16 protein-coding genes are annotated in these 21,927 nt (G+C 72.2%); 4 read left to right on the plus strand and 12 right to left on the minus strand.

Going from position 1 to position 21,927, the window contains the following annotated elements; translation table 11 throughout:
• Nucleotides 1-31: 31 nt before the first annotated feature.
• Nucleotides 32-655, minus strand: a complete 624-nt coding sequence (locus ACZ4Z4_RS22905) for a M48 metallopeptidase family protein (RefSeq protein WP_468330098.1) — start codon at nt 653-655, stop codon at nt 32-34.
• A gap of 316 nt (nt 656-971) precedes the next feature.
• Between ACZ4Z4_RS22905 and ACZ4Z4_RS22910 the strand changes: the two genes are divergently transcribed.
• Both ACZ4Z4_RS22910 and ACZ4Z4_RS22915 read left to right on the plus strand, forming a co-directional pair.
• A complete protein-coding gene (locus ACZ4Z4_RS22910; RefSeq protein ID WP_468330101.1) occupies nt 972-2,093 on the plus strand; it encodes a TOMM precursor leader peptide-binding protein in 1,122 nt (373 codons plus the stop codon).
• A 41-nt stretch (nt 2,094-2,134) separates the two neighbouring features.
• Nucleotides 2,135-3,544, plus strand: a complete 1,410-nt coding sequence (locus tag ACZ4Z4_RS22915; protein WP_468330104.1) for an ABC1 kinase family protein — start codon at nt 2,135-2,137, stop codon at nt 3,542-3,544.
• A 13-nt stretch (nt 3,545-3,557) separates the two neighbouring features.
• Here ACZ4Z4_RS22915 and ACZ4Z4_RS22920 read toward each other — a convergent pair whose 3' ends face one another.
• The 5 genes from ACZ4Z4_RS22920 to ACZ4Z4_RS22940 all read right to left on the minus strand — a co-directional run bounded on the left by ACZ4Z4_RS22920 (nt 3,558) and on the right by ACZ4Z4_RS22940 (nt 7,499).
• Nucleotides 3,558-3,749, minus strand: coding sequence for a hypothetical protein (locus ACZ4Z4_RS22920; RefSeq protein ID WP_468330107.1), 192 nt, complete (start codon nt 3,747-3,749; stop codon nt 3,558-3,560).
• Between the two features lie 116 nt (nt 3,750-3,865).
• Nucleotides 3,866-4,189 (minus strand): hypothetical protein, encoded by a 324-nt coding sequence (locus tag ACZ4Z4_RS22925; RefSeq protein WP_468330110.1) that lies wholly within the window; start codon nt 4,187-4,189, stop codon nt 3,866-3,868.
• Complete coding sequence (locus tag ACZ4Z4_RS22930) at nt 4,186-4,554, minus strand: WhiB family transcriptional regulator (RefSeq protein WP_055565619.1); 369 nt, start codon at nt 4,552-4,554, stop codon at nt 4,186-4,188. Before ACZ4Z4_RS22930 ends, ACZ4Z4_RS22925 begins: the two co-directional genes overlap by 4 nt.
• A 169-nt stretch (nt 4,555-4,723) precedes the next feature.
• Nucleotides 4,724-5,065: a hypothetical protein gene (locus tag ACZ4Z4_RS22935; RefSeq protein ID WP_468330113.1), complete on the minus strand. Its 342-nt coding sequence runs from the start codon at nt 5,063-5,065 to the stop codon at nt 4,724-4,726.
• A 163-nt stretch (nt 5,066-5,228) separates the two neighbouring features.
• Entirely contained in the window at nt 5,229-7,499 is a 2,271-nt protein-coding gene (locus ACZ4Z4_RS22940; protein ID WP_468330116.1) for an ATP-dependent DNA helicase UvrD2, read from the minus strand.
• Nucleotides 7,500-7,589: 90 nt separating this feature from the next.
• Here ACZ4Z4_RS22940 and ACZ4Z4_RS22945 point away from each other — a divergent pair, with 90 nt between their 5' ends.
• Nucleotides 7,590-7,832 (plus strand): mycoredoxin, encoded by a 243-nt coding sequence (locus tag ACZ4Z4_RS22945; RefSeq protein ID WP_362996401.1) that lies wholly within the window; start codon nt 7,590-7,592, stop codon nt 7,830-7,832.
• Between the two features lie 5 nt (nt 7,833-7,837).
• On the opposite strand, the gene nudC is transcribed toward ACZ4Z4_RS22945, so the two are convergent.
• From nudC to ACZ4Z4_RS22975, 6 genes are all read right to left on the minus strand, one after another.
• On the minus strand, nt 7,838-8,785 hold the full coding sequence (nudC, locus tag ACZ4Z4_RS22950; protein WP_468330119.1) for an NAD(+) diphosphatase: 948 nt from the start codon (nt 8,783-8,785) through the stop codon (nt 7,838-7,840).
• Between the two features lie 66 nt (nt 8,786-8,851).
• Nucleotides 8,852-10,255 carry a dipeptidase gene (locus ACZ4Z4_RS22955; RefSeq protein ID WP_468330122.1) on the minus strand — a complete coding sequence of 468 codons (1,404 nt, stop codon included), beginning with the start codon at nt 10,253-10,255 and terminating at the stop codon, nt 8,852-8,854.
• Nucleotides 10,256-10,265: 10 nt separating this feature from the next.
• Entirely contained in the window at nt 10,266-13,922 is a 3,657-nt protein-coding gene (locus tag ACZ4Z4_RS22960; protein WP_468330125.1) for a UvrD-helicase domain-containing protein, read from the minus strand.
• An 82-nt stretch (nt 13,923-14,004) separates the two neighbouring features.
• Nucleotides 14,005-14,703 carry a hypothetical protein gene (locus ACZ4Z4_RS22965; protein WP_468330128.1) on the minus strand — a complete coding sequence of 233 codons (699 nt, stop codon included), beginning with the start codon at nt 14,701-14,703 and terminating at the stop codon, nt 14,005-14,007.
• A gap of 146 nt (nt 14,704-14,849) precedes the next feature.
• Nucleotides 14,850-18,281 (minus strand): ATP-dependent helicase, encoded by a 3,432-nt coding sequence (locus tag ACZ4Z4_RS22970; protein WP_468330131.1) that lies wholly within the window; start codon nt 18,279-18,281, stop codon nt 14,850-14,852.
• A gap of 167 nt (nt 18,282-18,448) precedes the next feature.
• Nucleotides 18,449-18,898, minus strand: coding sequence for an MGMT family protein (locus ACZ4Z4_RS22975; protein ID WP_468330134.1), 450 nt, complete (start codon nt 18,896-18,898; stop codon nt 18,449-18,451).
• A gap of 173 nt (nt 18,899-19,071) precedes the next feature.
• Here ACZ4Z4_RS22975 and ACZ4Z4_RS22980 point away from each other — a divergent pair, with 173 nt between their 5' ends.
• On the plus strand, nt 19,072-21,867 hold the full coding sequence (locus ACZ4Z4_RS22980; protein WP_468330137.1) for a lysylphosphatidylglycerol synthase domain-containing protein: 2,796 nt from the start codon (nt 19,072-19,074) through the stop codon (nt 21,865-21,867).
• Nucleotides 21,868-21,927 lie beyond the last annotated feature (60 nt).

Below are 21,927 nucleotides of genomic sequence, written 5' to 3' on the forward strand. Positions count from 1 at the left end.
CCGCTACACAACCGCGAGATCCGGCGGACTTTCACTCCTCGCGGGCGGCCGGCAGGTGGGGCAGCCGACCGGCCGCGACCACCCCTTCGAGGTAGCCCCGCGCTCGTTCGGTGCGGGGGTAGGCCTCCAGGAGCCGCCAGAAACGAGGCCCGTGGCCGGGGACGAGAAGGTGGGCGAGCTCGTGGACGAGCACGTAGTCCACGACGTACTCGGGCATGCCCTGCAACCGGTGCGACAGACGGATGCTGCCCTCGGCCGGGGTGCAGGAGCCCCAGCGGGTGTTCTGGTTCGTGACCCAGCGAACGGAGGCCGGCCTGGCGCGGCCGCCGAAGTACTGGTCGGACAGCTGGCCGGCGCGCTCGGCGAGCTCCGCGTCGCCGAGCAGCCGCTTGCTCTCCTGGGCCGCTAGCTTGTCGAGCATCACGTTGACCCAGCGCTGCTCCTCCGCCTCGGACATCCGGGCCGGGATGAGGACGACGGTGCGGTCGCCCTCTCGGTACGCGGAGACCGTTCTGCGGCGGCGGGCGCTCCGTCTGACCTCGACCGCACTCGCCACCGCACCGGACGGTGACGGGCTGGCCGTGCTGCGCTGTGGAGCTCCGGCGCGACGCGCTGAGGTCTCCCCAGCGACGCGAGAGGACGGGTCGGCGGGCACGCCCCGACGTTACCCGCTGGGCATGGGGGAAGTCCCGCCTCCGGGACGGTTCGGCGCTGTTCCGCCCCTGTGTGTTCGATGAGTACGACTGATTAGTACGACTAACACCCACCGCCTGTGGACAACGCGACGCGGGCGTCCGGTGGGGCGGGCATTCTGGCATTCGATCGGCGCGGCGGACGGGACCGCGACGACCGGCCGACGGGGGACGACCATGACCGCAGCGACGAGCACGACGAAGGCAACGAACGCAACGCAGGGGACAAAGGCAACGAAGGCAAGGGCCACGACTGCCGCGACGACCGCGCATCCGGTCTTGAAGCCCGCACTGCGGCGCGGCTGGCGGGACCTGAGCACCGTGCAGTTCGGGGTGGCACCCGCGCACGCCCTGGTGCTCGGCCCGATGGACACGGCGACGAGCAGCTTCCTGACCCTTCTGGACGGCACTCGCGGAGTGCCGCTCCTGCGCGAGGAGGCCCGGCGGATGGGGCTGCCGGACGGGCACGTGGACAGACTCCTGGGTGAGCTCACGCGGGCCGGCCTCCTCGACGACTCGACGGGCGGCGGCCCCGCGGCCGACGCGCTGCGTGAGCGCGGCGAGGTCATGGACCGGCTGCGCGCCGACCTGGCCTCGCTGTCGCTTCTCTCCGCCGAGCCGGGCGGCGCGATGGCCAAGGCCGCGGCGCGGCGGGCCATGCGGGTGCGGGTGCAGGGCGCCGGGCGGGTCGGCGCCGTCGTGGCCTCCGTGCTGGCGGGCGCGGGCGTCGGCCGGGTCGATGTGCTGGACGGCGGGCATGTGCGGCCGTGGGACGTCGCGCCGGGCGGCCTGCCCGCCGAGTCCGTCGGGGAGCGCAGGGACACGACCGCACGCCGGATCGTGCGCCAGTCGGCACCCGGACGGCCACCCCGTCGGCCCACCGAGCCCGAGGGGGCGGCTGGTCTGTCCCTGGTGATCATCGCCCCGAGGGACGGCCTGGATGCGTACGCTCCCGCGCCCGCCGCGGCCGAGGAGCTGCTCGCCTCCGGCATCCCCCATCTCTACGCGGGAGTGATCGAGGGGACGGGCGTGGTGGGCCCTCTGGTCCTGCCGGGGACGACCGCGTGTGCCGAGTGCCTGTTCCGGCACCGCGCGGACCGCGATGCCACCTGGCCCCGGATGCTGGCGCAGTGGCGCTCCGGGCCTGCCCGGCAGGTGCCGGCGTGCGACCTGGCCCTGTCGACGTCGGTCGCCGGGCTGGCGGCAGGGCATGCCCTCGCCTTTTTGGACAGCGGTTCGTCGGCCGGGGCGGGGGTGCGCTGGACGGCCTCCGTCCCAGGATTCGAGTGGCACTCGAGCCCGATTTCGCCGCATCCATCATGCTCTTGTGGGGCCGGTGTGTCCGTTAAGGGGGATCGGCCCACCGCTGACACGAAGCCGCACGCAACAATGGCCGGGTAACCGCCTGACAAGGCGCGGCTGTCTGGGACTTGGAGGGGCGCATGTCTGATCTTCCCCGGAAGGCGGTCACCCGTACCGCCAAATTGGCCGCGCTGCCGCTCGGCTTCGCGGGGCGCGCGACCTGGGGGCTCGGCAAGCGGATCGGGGGCAAGTCGGCGGAGATCGTGGGGCGCGAGCTGCAGCAGCGCACGGCGGAGCAGCTCTTCAAGGTCCTCGGCGAGCTGAAGGGCGGCGCCATGAAGTTCGGGCAGGCGCTGTCCGTCTTCGAGTCCGCGCTCCCGGAGGAGATCGCGGGTCCGTACCGGGCGGCGCTGACGAAGCTCCAGGAGGCGGCGCCCCCGATGCCGACCCGGACCGTGCACTCCGTTCTGGAGGAGCGGCTCGGCGAGGAGTGGCGGGATCTGTTCCTGGAGTTCGAGGACAAGCCGGCGGCTGCCGCGTCGATCGGGCAGGTGCACCGGGCCGTGTGGGCGGACGGCCGTGAGGTGGCGGTCAAGGTCCAGTACCCGGGAGCGGGCGAGGCGCTGCTCTCCGACCTCAACCAACTGAGCCGGTTCGCCCGCCTCCTGGGGCCGCTGATTCCGGGAATGGACATCAAGCCGCTCATCACGGAGCTGCGCGACCGTGTCTCGGAGGAGCTCGACTACGCCTTGGAGGCGCAGGCCCAGCAGGCGCATGCCGAGGAGTTCGCGGACGACCCGGACGTGGTGGTGCCGCGGGTGGTGCACCAGAGCGAGCAGGTCCTGGTGACGGAGTGGATGGACGGGACGCCTCTCTCGGAGGTGATCGCCGACGGCACGAAGGAGCAGCGCGACCGGGCGGGCCAGCTGCTGGCCCGCTTTCTCTTCTCCGGCCCGACGCGCACGGGACTGCTCCACGCCGACCCGCACCCCGGCAACTTCCGCCTGCTTCCCGACGAGAAGGACGGTTACCGCCTCGGTGTCCTCGACTTCGGCACGGTCGACCGGCTGCCGGACGGGCTGCCCCCGACCATCGGCAGGTCGTTGCGGATGACGCTGGCGGGCGAGGCCGACGCCGTCTACGACATGTTGCGCGAAGAGAACTTCGTCAAGGACTCCGTCGAGCTGGAACCGCAGGCGGTGCTCGACTATCTCCTGCCGATCATCGAGCCCCTGGCGGTGGACGAGTACACCTTCACCCGCGCCTGGATGCGCACGCACGCGGCCCGGCTGGCCGATGTCCGCTCCCCCGCCTATCAGTTGGGCCGGTATCTGAACCTGCCCCCGGCCTATCTGCTGATACACCGCGTGACGGTGAGCACGATCGGGGTGCTGTGCCAGCTGGGCGCGACGGTACGGATGCGGGACGAGCTGGAGGAGTGGCTGCCCGGCTTCGTGGAGGAGCCCGCGGACATCGAGGAGATCGAAGAAGGCGGAGAGACCGAGGAGGCCACGGAGGCCGAGGAGGGCAGCGCGGTGGTGGAGGCCTGAGCGCGGGGACGGCTCACCACCAGTCGGAGTCGAGGCGTCCTTCGATGGCTCTGATGTTCTCCCGCGCGCAGGCGTCGCAGAAGTAGTGGCGGATGCCGTTCTCCACGGAGCAGGTCCAGGTCGGTGGCGTGCCTTCGGCGACCGTGCCGCAGCGTGAGCAGACGACGTCCGCTGTCTCGGCGGGCCGGGGGTTCTGCTGTTCCACCCGGCGACCCTATCGCCGCGCCGGACCATCGGTGAGCACAACGCACTGCGGGGGACGGCCCGTTCGGACCGTCCCCCGCGGGTATCTGTCGTCGCGCCGAGGCGCCTTCGCGGCTCTTACTGCATGACCGCTATGGCGATCGCGCGCCGGGCACGCAGCGACGCGCGCTCCGCGCGGCGCTGCATGCGGCGGGCCGCCATCAGGCGCGCGGCCGGGCGTTGAGCCTCGGCTTCACGCAGGCGTTCGTGCATATGCGCACGAGCCATGGCTTCGGGGATGAGTTGCATCTGACGGGTCCTGTTCTGGCGCGAGACGTGCGCGCCGGTGGTGGTGAAGTCTGAGGTCGCGGAGCCTGCGGGCTCGCGGGTGGCTGCCTTCATCGGGGCCTGCTTCTTGGGGTCGTGCGTGAGGGGACGGTCGATGGTTCCGGCGGTGTTCATGCGACGACCGGGTTCTTGCGCGGGCGGCCACGGGGCCGCTTCCGGGCTACGACGACACCCTGGACGAACAGCTCGCCGCCCCAGACGCCCCACGGCTCGCGCCGCTCCTTGGCGCCGGCGAGGCAGGCCTCCATCAGCGGGCAGGTGCGGCAGAGGGACTTGGCGTACTCGACATCGGCCGGGGACTCCGCGAAGAAGACCTCGGGGTCGTAGGCACGGCAGGGAACGGGTACGCCGAGGTTCTCGATGGCGTCGTCGAGCGCGGTGAGCGCGGTGAGGGGAGTCAAGGTCGGGTCCTCCGTGGGTGCGGGCGGGGGGAGCGTCTGTGAAGGCGGTACGGACGGGGCGTGCGCTTCGAGTTGCACGGTGGTGTTTTCCTCGTCTGGTCGTGCCGGCCTGGGTCGGCCGGTTGGCGGCTGGTACCGGGTCTTGCGGTCGGCCCCTTCGCTCTGTCTCCCTGTTTTGGGGAAAACAGAAGGGCCGCGGATCCCGGGTGGGGTTCCGCGGCCCTGAAGGCGCCGGTCTGATCGAGGATCAGACTGGATCACTCCAGGGTTCGAGCCCACGGAAGGCCCACATCGTGTGGTGGTGCGTCGTCTGCTTCCGGAATCCGGCACCGGCCGCCGCAAAGGCATAGGCCTGCGCCTGAGCCTGTGCTACTGCTGCTTCCGGTGCCTGGGTCGGTCGCTCATTGCCCTCATTGGCCTCGCTGACGCGAAGACCGGCGAGAGGCAGGGAGGCGGGCAGCGGACGCACGGCGGGGATGCCGCCGGACAGACCGGTGCCCTGGTTCGAGAAGCCGAGCAGGCAGGAAGCGACGACCGAGCGATCGGTCATTTTCGCGGTGCTGATGAAGCTCTCGTTGATGCTGATCACTGGAATTCGCCTCCTCTCGGCGTCTAGGGGATCGACCGGAACCGATCCTGCGGACTGTCAAGTACAGCACGGAACCGGGGCTTCGGAGAAGCCGCCGTTTCCGTGTTAAGAACCTATGGGTCTTCCTCGCGCATGCGCAAACTATTTTTTCGACGAGTTTGAATCATTCGCCATCGGCGCCCCTTACACGCTCCTGACCAGCGCAAATAGCGAGGACGTCGGCTCCGAAGCGGTGAAACTTACGGACCCCGACCCCGGGGATGCGGGCCAGCTCACCCTCGTCGTCGGGCACGGCCTCCGCGATCGCGATCAAGGTTTTGTCCGTGAAGACGCAGTAGGCGGGCTGTCCCAGCTCCCTCGCGCGGCCCGACCGCCACTCCCGCAACCGCTCGTACAGCCCCTCGTCCATGTCGGACGGGCAGTCCTCGCACCGCAGGAGCTTCAGCTCGCCCGCGTCGGTCAGGGTCCGGCCGCAGACCCGGCAGCGGGCCGGGGTGCGGCTCTGCCGCTGTCGGCGCCCGGCCGCGGTGCCGGCCCCCTCGCCGCCGCTGCCGCGCTCGACACCGCCGGGCCCGCCGCCCGCGGTCCGGGCCGCCGCGCCCGCTCCGGAGCCGGGGCGCAGGCCGTCCAGGAACCGGCTGGGGCGGCGGTTGGGACGGCCGCCCGGCGAGCGGGAGAGCGCCCAGGAGAGGGAGAGGTGGACGCGGGCGCGGGTCACGCCCACATAGAGGAGGCGGCGCTCCTCCTCGATCTGCTCGTCCGTCTTCGCGTACGTGATCGGCATCATGCCTTCGGCTAGGCCCACCAGGAACACGGCGTCCCACTCCAGGCCCTTGGCCGCGTGCAGCGAGGCGAGGGTGACGCCTTCGACGGTGGGCGCGTGCTGGGCGTTCGCCCGCTCGTCGAGCTCGGCCACGAGGTCGGCGAGGGTCGCGTCCGGTCTGGCCCGGGAGAAGTCCTCGGCGAGCCGCACCAGCGCGGCCAGGGACTCCCAGCGGTCGCGGACCGCCCCGGAGCCCGCGGGCGGCTCGGTCGTCCAGCCCTTGGTGGAGAGCACGGCACGCACCTGGGAGGGCAGGTCGACCACGTCGTCGAGCAGCGCGTCGTTGCCCCCGAAGCGGGCCGCGCCGCGCAGGGCCGCGCCCGCTTCGCGCACCTCGGTGCGCTCGAAGAACCGCTCGGCGCCGCGGAGCTGGTAGGGGACGCCCGCGTCGGCGAGCGCCTGTTCGTAGATCTCCGACTGCGAGTTCGTGCGGAAGAGAATCGCGATCTCGCTGGCGGGGACACCGTCGGCGAGGAGGGCGCGGATGCGGCGGGCGGCGCCTTCGGCCTCGGCGGGCTCGTCCGCGTACTCCGTGTAGACCGGCTCGGTGCCGGGGTCGCGCTGGGAGATCAGCTCCAGGCGGTGGTCGGCGGCGCGGCCGCGGGCCTGGGAGAGCAGGCCGTTGGCGAGGTGGACCACCTGGGGGGTGGAGCGGTAGTCCCGGACCAGTTTGACGACGGTCGCCCCCGGGTGGCGGGTGCGGAAGTTCAGCAGGTGGTCGGGGGTGGCGCCGGTGAACGAGTAGATCGTCTGGCTGGCGTCGCCGACGACGCAGAGATTGTCCCGCTCCCCCAGCCACAGCTCCAGGAGGCGCTGCTGGAGCGGGCTCACGTCCTGGTACTCGTCCACCACGAAGTGCTGGTACTGGGAGCGGACCTGTTCGGCGATGTCGTGGCGGTCCTGGAGGATGCCGACGGCGAGCAGCAGCACGTCCTCGAAGTCGATGACGGCGCGGTCGCGCTTGAGGTCCTCGTACGCCGCGTAGAGCTGGGCGATCTCGGCCGGGTCGCGCGGGATGTCGCGGCCCGACTTGGCGGCGGCCGCCGCATAGTCCGCGGGGACGGTCTGGGTGACCTTGGACCACTCGATCTCGCTGGTGAGGTCGCGCAGCTCATTGCGGTCGAGGCGGATGCGGCAGGCGGCGGCCGCGTCCGCGACGAGCTTGATCTTGCGGTCGACGATCCGGGGCAGCGGGCCACCGACTGCTTTCGGCCAGAAGAACTGGAGCTGGCGCAGGGCCGCGGAGTGGAACGTCCTGGCCTGGACGCCGGCGGCGCCGAGCTGGCGGAGGCGGCCGCGCATCTCGCCCGCCGCGCGGTTGGTGAAGGTGACGGCCAGCACGCTGGCGGGCTGGAGCATTCCGGCGCGCACTCCATAGGCGATCCGGTGCGTGATCGCCCGTGTCTTGCCGGTGCCGGCACCCGCCAGGACGCACACCGGCCCGTGCAGGGCGGTGGCGACCTCGCGCTGCTCCGGGTCGAGCCCGTCGAGCACCGCGTCGGGAGAGTCCGGGACCTGCGGGAAGAGGGTGGAGTGCGTTGCTGATGTCACCCAGCCAGCTTGCCAGGTCGCGAGGGGCGGGTGAGCCGGTTGTCCACAGGGAGACGGCACCGGTCGTACTAATGCGGGAATGGTGGCCGTGTCGCGTACGTTCGATTCAATGCGATGACGCACCCCGAGCAACGAAGGAGCACACGAGACATGCCGGGCACTGTGACGATGTACAGCACGACGTGGTGCGGCTACTGCCGCCGCCTCAAGGGCCAGATGGACCGTGAGGGCATTGCGTACACCGAGGTCAACATCGAGCACGACCCGGACTCCGCGGCCTTCGTCGAGAAGGCGAACGGCGGAAACCAGACGGTTCCCACCGTTCTCTTCCCGGACGGCTCCACGCTGACGAACCCGTCGCTGGCGCAGGTCAAGCAGAAGCTGGCCGCCTGAGCGGATCAGCCCACGGGCCCCGGCTTCGGCAGGGGCTCGCCGTACCAGAGCTCGATCAGCCGGGCCGCAATCGAGATTCCGTAGGGAGGCAAAACCTCCCCGGACTCGAATGCGGCCCGCAGTTCTTCGCGGGAGAACCAGCGCGCCTCGTGGATCTCCTCGCCGTCGACGTTGATCTCCGAGGAGGTGGCGTCGGCCATGAAGCCCAGCATCAGGCTGGAGGGGAAGGGCCAGGGCTGGCTCGCGACGTACTCCACGTCGCCGACCGTGACACCCGCCTCCTCGAAGACCTCGCGCCGCACCGACTGCTCGATGGACTCCCCCGGCTCGACGAAGCCCGCGAGGGTGGAGAAGCGCCCTTCGGGCCAGTGCACCTGGCGGCCGAGGAGGATGCGGTCCTCGCTGTCCCTGACCGCCATGATCACGGCGGGGTCCGTGCGCGGATAGTGCTCGGCGCCGCAGGCCTGGCAGCGGCGGATGTGGCCCGCCGCCGCGATGACCGTGCGCTCGCCGCAGCGCGAGCAGAAGCGGTGCAGCCGCTGCCAGTTCTCCAGGGCGACGGCGTGCACCATCAGGCCCGCGTCCCGGGGGGAGAGCAGGAGCCCCGCCTCGCGCAGCCCGGCGGGGCGCGCCGACTGGTCCATGCGGCCCGGCAGGGTGTCCTTCTGGAGCGCGAAGTAGCTGACGCCGTCGTCGTCCGTGCCCAGGAAGTAGCGGTGCTCCTCGGTGAGCGGCGCTTCGAAGGACGGCGTCATCACCAGTTCGGTGTCGCCCTCGGGCGTCTCGTCGATGAGCACCTGGCCGCCGGAGACCACGAAGACCCGGGTCGTGGGGTGGCTCCAGGCGGCGGCCAGCCACGCCTCGTCCAGGCGGTGGTGCGCCGCGCGGTCGATGCCGCTCTGCGCGGTCAGTGAGACGGGCCGGTCTGCGGTGCGGTCGGTCCAGGTGGTCACAGGTGCTTCCAACTCCCCCGATGGATTGGGTCGTGCGGCGGGACGGATGCGGCGGCCCGGCGGCTCTCAGTGTGCATCGCGCCAGTTCTCCGCGAGGTCGCCCCACAGGTAGGCGGTCGTCTCGACGCCCTTGAGCAGCAGGTCGATCTCGACCTTCTCGTTCGGCGCGTGCCAGCCGTCGGAGGGGACGGAGATGCCCAGGAAGAGCACGGGCGCGTCGAGGACGTCCTGGAGGTCGGCGGCCGGTCCCGAGCCGCCCTCGCGGGTGAAGCGGATCTTCTGCCCGAAGGCGCGGCCCATCGCCCGGACGACGGACTGAAGGGCCGGGTGGTCGAGCGGGGTCAGGCATGGGCGCGTGGCGCCGCTGAAGGTGACCGTGTGGCGGATGCCGGCGGGCAGGAGGTCGGCGGCCCAGGCGCGCACGGCCTTCTCCACGCGGTCGGGGTCCTGGCCGGCGACCAGCCGGAAGGAGAGCTTCACCAGGGCGGACGACGGGATGATCGTCTTGCTGCCCACGCCCTGGTAGCCGCCTCCTATGCCGTTGACCTCGGCGGTGGGGCGGGCCCAGATGCGCTCCAGGGTGGTGTGCCCGGCCTCGCCGCGGGTGCCGTGCGACTTGGCCGTGCTCAGCCAGCGTCCTTCGTCGAAGGGCAGCTCGGCGAAGAGTTCCCGCTCGCGGTCGGTGAGCTCGACGATGCCTTCGTAGAAGCCGGGGATCGCCACGCGCGCGTGGTCGTCGTGGAGGGCGGCGACGAGGCGGGCGACCTCGGTGGCGGGGTTCGGCACGGCGCCGCCGAAGGAACCGGAGTGGATGTCCTGGTCGGGCCCGTGCAGCTGGATCTCGCATTCGGCGAGGCCGCGCATGCCCGTGCAGACGGTCGGGGTGTCCTCCGACCACATACCGGTGTCCGAGACGATCACCGCGTCGGCGGCGATGCGGTCCTTGTGGGCTTCGACGAGCGCGCGGAAGTGCGGGGAGCCGGACTCCTCCTCACCCTCGACGAGCAGCTTGAGGTTGACCGCGGGCGCGGTGCGGCCGGTGGCGGCGAGGTGGGCCTGGACGCCGAGGGTGTGGAAGAAGACCTGGCCCTTGTCGTCGGCCGCCCCGCGCGCGTAGAGGCGCTTTCCCTGGACGACGGGCTCGAAGGGGTCGGTGTGCCAGCCGTCCTCGCGGGCCGCGGGCTGCACGTCGTGGTGGCCGTAGACGAGGACGGTGGGGGCCTGCGGGTCGTCGGAGGGCCATTCGGCGAAGACGGCGGGCGCACCGGGCGTCTCCCAGACCTCCGCGGTCGGGAAGCCGGTCTCCTTGAGCGCCGCGGCGAGCCAGTCGGCGCTGCGGCGCACGTCCCCGGCGTGGTCGGGCTGAGCCGACACGGACGGGATGCGCAGCCACTCGGCGAGGTCGTCGAGGAAGGCGGCACGGTGGTTCTCGATGTACGTGCGGACGGCGCTGTCCGGTGTCTCGCTCATGGTCACGAGCCTATCCGCCATCCGGGGCGGGCTCGTCCGGCGGTTCGGCGCCCGGGACGCCGGCCGGCTCCTCCAGCAGGAGCCGCTCCAGCCGGGCGCGGTCCGGGAGGTCCCTCGGGCGGGCGACCTCCCCGCTGCGTACGTAGAGGAAGGCGGCCTTCACCGACTCCAGGGGGACACCTTGCTGCTCGGCCCAGGCGAGGCGGTACACGGCTAGCTGGAGGGGGTCGGCGGTGCGGGTGCGGCTGGTCTTCCAGTCGACGATCTCGTACGTCGCGTCGGTGCCGTCGCCTTCCTTGTAGACGGCGTCGATGCGGCCCCTGATGACGCGGCCCGCGATCACGAACTGGAAGGGGACCTCGACGCGGTAGGGCGCGCGGTGGGCGTACTCGGTGCGCTCGAAGGCCTCCTTCAGGGCTTCCAGGTCCCGCTCGTCGGCGATCTCGGCCTCGTCCGGGCCGCCGCCCGGCAGGTCTTCCGGGAAGTGCATCGGCAGCGTGAGCTCTTCGAAGCGGGACTCGATCCAGGCGTGGAAGCGGGTGCCGCGGCGGGCCGCGGGCTGCGGAGGGCGCGGCATGGGGCGGGCGAGGTCCCGTGCGAAGCCCTCGGGGTCGGCGGCCAGGCGCAGCAGCTCGGACGCGGTGAGCGAGGGCGGCACGGGAATGTCCCTGACGGTTTCGCGGGCGCGCAGGAGCTCGCCGGTCAGGGCGTCCAGATCGCGGTCCCAGGAGGCGAGGGTGCGGGCTTCCTCCGGGGTGAGCTCTGAGGTGATCTCCGGGGCGGGGCGGGTCCGGGGCTCCTCCGGGGCGGGGTGCGGGCGGGCGTCGGGGCGGGGTGCGGGGAGCTTCACGTGCGGGTGGCCGCCCGTGTCGGGGGCGCCGGGGCGCGCGGCTTCGGCTCCCGGGGCGTCCGCGGGGTGCGGGAGCGTCGGGCGCTCCGTCGCCAGGGAGTCCCAGTCGACGTCCCGGTCCGCCGGGTCTGCGCCGGGAAAATCCGCTTCTCCGTAGACCCCTTCTTCGTAGGCCGCTTCTCCGTAGACCCCTTCTTCGTCCTCCGGAGGGGGTGGCCAGTCGGGGTTTTCGGCCGGGGGCACGTCGTCGTGCGCCGACGGGTGGGTCTCCTCGTGGGAGCGGGCGGGCTCCGGTGTGCTCTCTCCGGTGAGGCGGTCCAGGTGGGCGAGGACCGTCCGGGCGGCGGCGCGGCGGCGGGCCAGGGAGGCGTCGTCCAGCGGAAGGGGCCATGCCTGGTCGGCCGTCGCCTCGTGGAGGGCGGGGTTCTCCTCGTCCTCGGCCGGCGCGTCCGCCCAGGCCTCGATCTCGCCGTGGCCCGCCGCGCAGTGGTCGTGCAGGGCCTGGAGGAAGTCCGAGGGGCCGCGCGGCTTCTTCTGGGAGGGTCCCCACCAGTGGCCCGAGCCGAGCAGCAGGGAGCGGGGGCGGGTGAAGGTCACGTAGCCGAGGCGGAGTTCCTCGGTGCTCTGGTGGTCCTTCATCGCCTCGTGGAAGGCCTTCATGCCCTTGGCGTCCCACGCCTCGATGTCGGGCAGCGTGGCCGCGTCGCCGCGCAGTTCGTGGGGCACCACCTTGGCCTGCGCGGTCCACTTCTCGCGGCCCTGGGCGCTCGGGAAGACGCCATTGACCAGGCCGGGGACGGCGACGACGTCCCACTCCAGGCCTTTGGACCGGTGGGCGGTGAGCACCTTGACGGTGTTCTCGCCGCCCGGCAGGGCGTTGTCGAGGCCCTTCTCGTACTGCGCGGCGGTGCGCAGGAAGCCGAGGAAGGCGAGGAGCGACGCACCGCTGTCGTTCGCCGCGAAGGAGGCGGCGACGTCCAGGAAGTTGGACAGGGTCTCGCGGCGGCGGGCCGCCAGGGCGCCCGGTGACGCGGAGAGCTCGACCTCCAGGCCGGTCACGGCGAGCACGCGGTGCAGCACGTCCATCAGCGGGTCGGCCAGCGACCGGCGCAGCTCGCGCAGTTCCGCGGCGAGCCGGGCGAAGCGCACCCTGGCGTCCGCCGAGAAGGGCAGTCCGTCGTCTCGTCCGGAGATGTCGTCCGGGTCGAGGGGGGTCTCCAGGAACGTGTCCAGCGCGTCCGCGAGGGATATCACCTCGGCCGGGTCGACGCCCTCGACGGCTTCGGCGAGGCGGCGGTCCGGGTCGTCGGGAGCGGCGTGCCCGGGGCGGACGAGGAGGCGGGCCCTGCGGCCGAGGAGGGCGAGGTCGCGGGCGCCGATGCGCCAGCGCGGACCGGTCAGGAGCCGCACCAGGGAGGCGTTCGCCCCCGGGTCCTGGAGGACTTCGCAGACGGCGACGAGGTCGGCGACCTCGGGGAGGTGCAGCAGTCCGGAGAGGCCGACGACCTCCACCGGGATGTCGCGGGCGACCAGCGCGGACTGGATCTCGGCGAAGTCCGTGGCCGTGCGGCACAGGACGGCGATCTCGCCGGGCGCCTTGCCGGTGCGGACGAGGTGGCCGATCGAGTCGGCGAGCCAGTCGATCTCCTCGGCGTGCGTGCGCAGCAGGGCGCAGCGCACCACGCCGTCCCGCTCGGCGCCCGGTGCGGGCCGGAGGGCCTCCACGCCCGCGTGCATGGCGCGCAGGGGCTCCGCGAGGCCGTTGGCGAGGTCGAGGAGGCGGCCGCCGCTGCGGCGGTTCTCGCTGAGGGCGTGGCGGGTGGCGGGGCGGCCGTCGGCGTACGCGAAGTGGTCGGGGAAGTCGTCGAGGTTGGCCACGGAGGCGCCGCGCCAGCCGTAGATGGCCTGGCAGGGGTCGCCGACCGCGGTCACCGGGTGGCCCGTGCCGCCGCCGAACAGGCCGGACAGGAGGATGCGCTGGGCGACCGACGTGTCCTGGTACTCGTCGAGGAGGACGACGCGGAATTCGTCCCGGAGGATCTCGCCGACCTCCGGGCGGGTGCGGGCCAGCGTCGCGGAGAGGGCGATCTGGTCACCGAAGTCGAGGAGGTCGCGGGAGCGCTTGGCCGCGCGGTAGTGGCCGACGAGCTCGGCCAGCTCCAGCCGGGCCGCGGCTGTCTCGGGGACCTTGCGCAGGTCGGCGTTGGTGAGCTTGGCGCCTTCCAGGGCCCGCAGCAGTTCGGTGTCGTACGCGCGGAGCCGCTCGGGCCCCACGAGGTGTTCGGCGAGCTCGCTGTCGAGGGCGAGGAGGTCGCTGACCAGGTCGGGGAAGGAGCGGGTCAGCGCGGGGTAGGGCCCCGGGGCCTCGCGCAGCACGCGTGCGGCGAGCTGGAAGCGGGTGGCGTCGGCGAGGAGGCGGGAGGTCGGCTCAAGGCCGATGCGCAGGCCGTGGTCGGTCAGGAGGCGGCCCGCGAAGGCGTGGTACGTCGAGATGACCGGCTCGCCCGGCGGGTTGTCCGGGTCGACCGCGTCGGGGTCGGTGACGCCCGCCCTGATCAGCGCCTGGCGCACGCGCTCGGCGAGCTCCCCCGCCGCCTTGTTCGTGAACGTCAGGCCGAGGACCTGCTCGGGGGCGACCTGGCCGGTGCCGACCAGCCACACCACGCGGGCGGCCATCACCGTCGTCTTCCCCGACCCCGCTCCGGCCACGATCACCTGCGGGGCGGGCGGCGCGGTGATGCAGGCCGTCTGCTCCGGGGTGAACGGGATGCCGAGGAGCTCTTTGAGCTGCTCGGGGTCGGTGATGCGAGGTGACACGTGAGAGAGGCTAGCGGTGGCCACTGACATCCGGGGCGGGCCCGGACGGGGGCGGCCACCGCCTGCTCGTGGGGCGCGTGGGTCAGGAACCGGAAGCGAGCTTCTCCGGGTCGACGACGTCCTTGGCCGGCGGGGCCTTCACGTCGACGGGCTTGCCGTAGTCGCCGAAGGTGACCGAGCCCGGGTCGTCGCTGCCCTTGTTCGTGACCTTCAGGAAGTAGGGCTTGCCCTCCATGGCGACGTAGAAGGTGGTGGTCTCCTTGCCCTTCTTCTGGGTGAGGACGGCGGCCTTCTTGCCGTCGACCTCGGAGTCGTCCTCACGCTTCAGGTTCTTGAGCTTGTCGGACTTGAACATGTCGTCCCGGTTGCAGACGCTGGCCTCCTTGGTGCCCGACTTCACCCAGCGGCCCTTGACCAGCTCGGCCGCGGCGCCACCGCCCTGGCCCTCCCAGAACTTGTCGTCGGCCTTGACGTACGAGACCTTTCCGACGGAGAGGAACTCGGCGGTGCCCGACTTCTGCGAGCCCATCGTGCCCTTGCAGTCACCGGACTCGGCGACGGCGAACTCGATGTTGCTCACCTCGCCCTTCTGCTTCATCTGCCCCTTCATCGTGAAGGAACCGGCGTCCTTGGAAGCCTTGGAGGCCTTGTCAGCGATCTTGTCGGCGCTCATCCCGTCGAAGGGGTCCTTGTCGCCGCCGTCGCTGCTGCAGCCGGTGACGCCGATGACGGCGGCGGCACACGCCGCGGCCACTGCCAGGAGCTTCCGGTTGGCTGCCATATACGCGCTTCTCCTCGAAAAGGTGCACCCTCAGCCGGTGCACAGCATGTCTTTACGGAGACTTTAGATTGCTTCCGGGAGTGCTGTGCCCCGGGGTGACGTGACGTGACAATGACCACGGGGTGACCACAGGGGCAACAGCCTGGTCACTCCACCACGTGACGGCCCTCCGGGCGTGCGCTGCACGAGGTCCGGAATGCGCAGTGCGTGCAGTGCTGGCCCGTGGTGGGTGTGAAGCGTTCGTCGAGGACCTTGCCCGCGGCCGTCGCCAGGAGGTCGCCGATCCACTCTCCGGAGAGGGCCTCCTGGGCCTGCACCTTCGGAAGGGTCTCGCCGCCGTTCTTCTTCGCGGCGCCCTGGCGCAGCTGCACCAGTTCGGCGCCGCCCGGCTCTGGGCGTACTCCTTCGAAGAGCTCGTCCGCGGCGCCCTCGCGGACCGCCAGCTGGTAGACGGCGAGCTGCGGGTGGCGGGCGACCTCGGCGGCGGTCGGGGCCTGCTTGCCGGTCTTGAAGTCGACTACGTAGGCACGGCCTTCCGTGTCCTGTTCGACGCGGTCCATGGAGCCCCGTACGCGTACTTCGTAGGGACCGGCTTCCAGGGTCACGTCGAAGTCGTGCTCGCTGGCGACAGGCGTGCGGCTCGCGCGGTCCATCACATGCCACTGGAGGAAGCGCTCCAGCGCCACGCGCGCGTGCTCCTTCTCCTGCGCCGACTTCCAGGGGGCGTCGAACGCGAGCGCGTCCCACACGGAGTCGAGGCGCTCCATGAGGACGGCGAGGTCGGCGGGGGTGCGCCCGGAGGCCACCTCGTCGGCCAGGACGTGCACCACGTTGCCGAAGCCCTGGGCGGCGGTCGCCGGGGCGTCCGCCTTCACCTCGCGGCCGAGGAACCACTGTAGGGAGCACGTGTTGGCGAGCTGGTCGAGTGCGCTGCCGGAGAGCACGACAGGCTTGTCGCGGTCCCTCAGGGGGACCTCGCTCGCCGTCGGTTCGTACATGCCCCACCAGCGGTAGGGGTGCGCGGCCGGCACCAGGGGGCGGCCGTCGGCGTCGCTGAGCGCCGCGAGGCGGGCCAGGCGCTGGGCCGCCGCCTCGCGCAGGGTCTCCGAGACCCGCGGGTCGACCGTGGTGGCGCGCAGCTCGGCGACGAGTGCGGCGACGGACAGGGGGCGGCGCGGGCGGCCCGTTATGTCCTTCGGCTCGACGCCGAGTTCGGTGAGGAAACGAGAAGGCTGGTCGCCGTCGTCCGCCGGTGCCTTCACCGCTGTCACGACGAGGCGTTCACGCGCGCGCGTGGCGGCCACGTAGAACAAACGGCGCTCTTCGGAGAGGAGCGCCCCGGGCGTCAGCGGTTCGGCGAGGCCGTCCCGGCCGATGCGGTCGGCCTCCAGGAGGGAGCCGCGGCGGCGCAGGTCGGGCCAGAGGCCTTCCTGGACGCCCGCGACCACGACGAGCCGCCACTCCAGGCCCTTGGAGCGGTGCGCCGTCATCAGCCGTACGGCATCGGGGCGTGCCGCCCGGCGCGTGAGGGTGTCCGCGGCGATGTCCTGCGCCTCGGTCTCCTCCAGGAAGTTCAGGGCGCCGCGGCCGCCCGTGCGCTCCTCCGCGCGGGCCGCCGCGGCGAACAGGGCGCACACCGCGTCGAGGTCGCGGTCGGCGTTGCGGCCGGCCGCGCCGCCGCGGCGCGCGGTGCGCTCCAGGCGCGTGGGCCAGGGCGTGCCGTCCCACAGCTCCCACAGCGCCTCCTCGGCGGTGCCGCCGCCCGCGAGGCGCTCACGGGCCTTGCGGAGCAGCGCGCCGAGCCGCTGGGCCCCTCGGGCGTACGTCGGATCGTGCGCGACGAGCCGCTCCGGCTCGGCGAGGGCGCGGGCGAGGAGTTCGTCGGAGGGCGGCGGCAGGTGGTTGCCCGCCGCACGCTCCTCCTCGCGCAGGGCGCGGCCCAGCCGGCGCAGGTCGGCCGCGTCCATGCCGGCCAGGGGGGAGGTGAGCAGGGCAAGCGCGGTCTCGGTGTCGAGCCAGGCGGGGGTGGTGGGTTCGGTGCCGGGCGCGGCTTGCGCGTCGGGCGCGGGGGCTTCCGCGCCCAGGGTGGCGCCTTCCGCGCTCTCCGGAGCAGCCGCCTCCGCCTCGGCAGCAGCCGTCGCTGTATCAGCCACCCCCGAATCAACCGTCTCCGAAACAACCGCCGTCGCCACCACCCGCAGCGCCGTCAGCAATGGTGTCACCGCCGGCTCGTGGCGCAGGGCGATGTCGTCGCCGTCGATCTCCAGGGGGACGCCGGCCGCGCTGAGGCTGCGGCGCACCGCGGGGATCGTGCGGGCGCCCGCCCGGACCAGGACCGCCATCTCTCCCCAGGGGACACCGTCCTCCAGGTGCGCGCGGCGCAGGATGTCCGCGATGTTGTCGAGCTCCGTGCCGGCGGTCGGGTACGTGTACACCTCGACGCCGCCGCCGTCCCTGACCGGCGACAGCTCCCGGTGGGCCCGTACCTTCTCCGCAGGCAGCCGGGTCAACGGCATGCGCCGGGTGAGCAGTCGCGTGGCCGCGAGGAGCTGTGCGCCCGACCGGCGGGACGTCGTCAGGACCGCGACCGGCGCCGGGCTGCCGTCCGCGCGCGGGAAGGCGTGCGGGAACTCCAGGATGCCGTTCACATCGGCGCCCCGGAACGTGTAGATCGACTGGTCCGGGTCGCCGAAGGCGACGAGGGTGCGTCCGCCGCCGGCCAGCGCGTGCAGCAGCCGTACCTGCGCCGGGTCGGTGTCCTGGTACTCGTCCACGAAGACCGCGTCGTACTGCCCGCCGAGCGCCCGCGCCGCCTCGGGGCGGCGCGCGAGCAGCACCGCGCGGTGCACCAGTTCCGCGTAGTCGAGCACTCCTTGCAGGTCGAGCACGTCCAGGTACTCGGCGAGGAAGGCCGCCGCCGCCCCCCAGTCGGGCCGTCCGCTGCGGCGGGCGAAGGCGTCCAGGGCGTCCGGGCCGAGGCCCAGCTCGCGGCTGCGGGCGAGGACCGCGCGGACCTCGTCGGCGAAGCCGCGGGTGGTGAGACAGGCACGCAGCTCGTCCGGCCAGCGGATGTGACCGTGGCCCTCCTGCGCGAGGTCGATCTGGCCGGCGAGCAGTTCGCGTACCGCCACGTCCTGTTCGGGGCCCGACAGGAGGCGCAGCGGCTCCACGAACAGCTCGGCGTCCTGATGGGCGCGGACGAGGGCGTAGCAGAAGGAGTGGAACGTGGTGGCCTGGGGGGCGTTCGCCGCCCCTATGCGCAGCGCCATGCGGTCGCGCAGCTCCACCGCGGCCTTGCGGCTGAAGGTGAGCACCAGGATCCGCGCGGGGTCGCCGCCCTCGGCGACACGCGCGGCGACGGCCTCCACAAGGGTGGTCGTCTTGCCCGTGCCGGGCCCCGCCAGGACCAGCAGCGGTCCCTGCTTGTGGTCAACCACACCCCGCTGACCTGCGTCCAAGCGAGGGGGATCCATCGGGGCCGGCGGTGTGCGCACCAGTCGGTAGACGTCCCGGGTCCCCTGTCGTACCGGGTGGTGCGACGGGTGCCGGATGTGCCGAGTGGAAGAGGGGGAACTCACGTGGGTCGCCGGTCCTGGTGGGTGTGCTGGTCGATGAGCGGCTGCGCGGTGGCCGCGGGGTGAAGGGGACGCGTGCTGTCGACGCTACGCCAGTGGGCGCGGAGGACGCGTGGCTTCCCCCGTACGGGCCACCGGTCCCCCGCATGGCCACCGGATGCCGGAAGCTGTCAGGTGTGAGCCTCCGGAGCCGGCGGAACCCGCGGGCATGTGTGACCAACGGCATCGCCCCCGGCCGCGCCGCCGGCCACGCCCCCGGCGACGTCGTCTGCCACGCCCCCAGCGGCATCCTCACCCCCGCCGCCGTCCCACCGGGCCCTGCGCATGTCGAGCTTCGGAACGTGCCCCTGGGCGGCGCGCGACGCCTGTCGCAGCGGTGTGCCCTCCTCGTGGTACCGCTCCAGGGCCCGCAGCTCGTGCCCGGGCAGCAGCACGCCGTCCGAGCGCACCACGCGCCACCACGGAACGCCTCCTCCGTAGAGGGCCATCACGCGTCCGACCTGGCGGGGGCCGCCCTCCTCCAGCCACTCGGCCACGTCCCCGTAGGTCATCACCCGACCCGGAGGGATCAGTTCCGCGACCTCCAGGACCCGTTCCGCGTACTCCGGCAACTCGCTCATCCGGACCATCCTGCCGTACCCCACCGACACGGTGACAGGCTCGGCACAGAGCGTGCCGCGGCCCGCGCGGCAGGGCGCAAAGTGTCGTTTCGTGACCACTTCGCAGCCTCGCGTTGCCCCCTGATGCCTCCCTCCACGAGCAGGACATGCCACCATCGTGCGGGCGGTGACTGGTGATACGAGATCAAGAAGAGACGACGGAGCGGCAGGGCGTGCATCCCGATAAGAAGGCGGGCACCTCTGCGTCCGAGTCACACCCGGACACCGGTGAGACCGCCCTGACCAGCGAGAACGACGGGGAGCAAGGCGTCGGACACGGCGTCGGTGACGACCTCGGCCAGGGGTCCGACGGCGCCGGATCCGGGGCGCACAGCGACCGCGTCGCCGGGGACGAACCGCTCCTCGCCGCGCGCGTGCACCGCCCCTCCGACCTCATGCGGCTCCTCGTCGGCGTCCTCGCCATCGCGGTGCTCCTGGCCATCGCCGCGTTCGCACACGGCACGACGTCCGGGCTCGAACAGGACATCGACAAGGGCACGGAGCAGGCGCCCGATCTGCTGATCAAGGTCGCAGGACTGGTCGCCAGCATCGGTGTGCTGCTCGTGCCCGTGGCGTTCGCCATCGAGCGGCTGATCAAACGGGACGGGCTCCGCATCGCGGACGGTGTGCTGGCCGCCGTGCTCGCGCACGGTGTGACGCTGGCCACCGACCTCTGGGTCGCGAAGGCCGCCCCCGGCTCCATCCAGGACGCGCTGACCAAGCCGTCCCCGGCCGACCTCCACGCGTTCACCGACCCGGTGCACGGCTATCTCGCGCCGGTCATCGCGTACATGACGGCCGTGGGCATGTCCCGCAGGCCGCGCTGGCGCCTGGTGCTGTTCGTGGTGCTGCTGCTCGACGCGTTCACGATGCTCGTCACCGGCTACACGACGCCGTTCTCGATCATCCTCACGGTGCTCATCGGCTGGGCCGTGGCGTACGGGACGCTCTACGCGGTCGGCTCGCCGAACGTACGTCCAACCGGGCAGACCCTGCTCGTGGGCCTGCGGCACGTCGGCTTCCGCCCCGTGAGCGCCGCCCGCGAGGAGGCGCCGGACAGCGACCACGGCGACCGGGGCCGACGCTATTTCGTCACCCTGGAGGACGGCCCGCCCCTCGACGTCACGGTCATCGACCGCGAGCAGCAGGCACAGGGCTTCTTCTACCGCGTCTGGCGCAGGCTCACCCTGCGGGGCATCACCCAGCGGCGCAGCCTTCAGTCGCTGCGCCAGGCCCTGGAGCAGGAGGCCCTGCTCGCGTACGCGGCCATCGCGGCCGGTGCGAACGCGCCCAAGCTGATCGCCACCTCCGAGCTCGGCCCCGACGCCGTGATGCTCGTCTACGAGCACACGGGCGGCCGCTCCCTGGACTCCCTGCCGGACGAGGCCATCACCGACGAACTGCTGTGCGACACCTGGCGGCAGGTGCAGGCGTTGCAGTCCCGTCGTATCGCGCACCGCAGACTCGCGGGCGACGCGATTCTGGTGGATCGTTCCGGCACCGTGATCCTCACGGACCTGCGCGGCGGCGAGATCGCCGCGGGCGACCTGGTCCTGCGCATCGACATCGCCCAGCTCCTGACCGCCCTCGGCCTGCGGGTGGGCGCCGAGCGGGCGGTCGCCGCCGCCGTCGAGGTCCTCGGCCCGGACGCGGTCGCCGACTGCCTGCCGCTGTTGCAGCCCATCGCCCTGACCCGCTCCACCCGCTCCACGCTGGCCAGGCTGGCCCGGGAACGGTCCCAGCGCGAGCGCGAGGCCGTCCTGGAGGCCTCCCGCAAGTCCCGGCAGCACGTGCGCGCGCAGGTCGCCGCGGACGGCCAGTCGGACAAGCAGGCCCAGAAGCAGGAGAAGCAGGCGGCCAAGCAGGAGCGGCAGGCCGAGAAGCAGGCCATAGACGACGCCCTGGAACAGGCCCGCGAGGAGGATCTGCTCACCCAGATCCGGCACCAGGTGCTGCTCATCCGCCCGACGGCACCGGTCGAGCCCGCGCAGCTGGAGCGGATCAGGCCGCGCACGCTGATCAGTTTCATCGCCGGTGCCATCGGCGCGTACTTCCTGCTGTCGCAGCTCACGCACGTCGAATTCGGCACCCTCTTCCAGGAGGCGGAGTGGGGCTGGGTGGCGGCGGCCGTGGGCTTCTCCGCGCTGAGCTACTTCGCGGCGGCGATGAGCCTGCTCGGCTTCGTGCCGGAGCGGGTGCCGTTCCTGCGGGCGGTGGCGGCGCAGGTCGCCGGCTCGTTCGTGAAGATCGTGGCGCCCGCGGCGGTCGGCGGTGTCGCGCTGAACACCCGGTTCCTCCAGCGGTCGGGGGTGCGCTCGGGGCTCGCGGTGGCGAGCGTCGGCGCCTCGCAGCTCTTCGGGCTCGGTTCGCACATCCTGCTGCTGCTGATCTTCGGCTATCTGACGGGAACGGAGAAGACGCCGTCGTTCACGCCGTCCCGTACCGTCATCGCCGGTCTGCTGTCGGTCGCGGTCCTCGTCCTCGTGGTGACGGCCATCCCGTTCCTGCGGAAATTCGTCGTCACGCGCGTGCGGTCGCTTTTCGCCGGTGTCGTGCCCCGCATGCTGGACGTGCTGCAACGGCCGCAGAAGCTGCTCACCGGCATCGGCGGGATGCTGCTGCTCACCCTGATGTTCGTGCTCTGTCTGGACGCTTCGGTGCGGGCCTTCGGCAACGAACAGATGACGTCGCTGAGCCTCGCGAGCGTCGCGGTCGTCTTCCTCGCGGGCAACGCCCTGGGGTCGGCGGCGCCTACTCCCGGAGGCGTGGGCGCGGTCGAGGCGACGCTGACCCTCGGTCTGATCGCGGTGGGTGTCCCCAAGGACGTGGCGGCGCCCGCGGTGCTGCTCTACCGGCTCCTGACACTGTGGCTGCCGGTGCTTCCTGGGTGGCTGTTCTTCAACCACCTGACAAGGAAGGGGCTGCTCTGACCCTGCGGGCTGTCCCCGAGGGTGCAGAGCCTCCGGGCTGTGGCTGATTTCTCACCCACA

Source organism: Streptomyces sp. NPDC030245 (assembly GCF_055572995.1).

Bases quoted from the DNA above. Each gene is read 5' to 3' on its own strand.
- ACZ4Z4_RS22915 (WP_468330104.1), top strand. From the start codon at position 2,135: ATGTCTGATCTTCCCCGGAAGGCGGTCACCCGTACCGCCAAATTGGCC.
- ACZ4Z4_RS22925 (WP_468330110.1), bottom strand. From the start codon at position 4,189: ATGAACACCGCCGGAACCATCGACCGTCCCCTCACGCACGACCCCAAG.
- ACZ4Z4_RS22945 (WP_362996401.1), top strand. From the start codon at position 7,590: ATGCCGGGCACTGTGACGATGTACAGCACGACGTGGTGCGGCTACTGC.
- ACZ4Z4_RS22955 (WP_468330122.1), bottom strand. From the start codon at position 10,255: ATGAGCGAGACACCGGACAGCGCCGTCCGCACGTACATCGAGAACCAC.
- ACZ4Z4_RS22965 (WP_468330128.1), bottom strand. From the start codon at position 14,703: ATGGCAGCCAACCGGAAGCTCCTGGCAGTGGCCGCGGCGTGTGCCGCC.
- ACZ4Z4_RS22975 (WP_468330134.1), bottom strand. From the start codon at position 18,898: ATGAGCGAGTTGCCGGAGTACGCGGAACGGGTCCTGGAGGTCGCGGAA.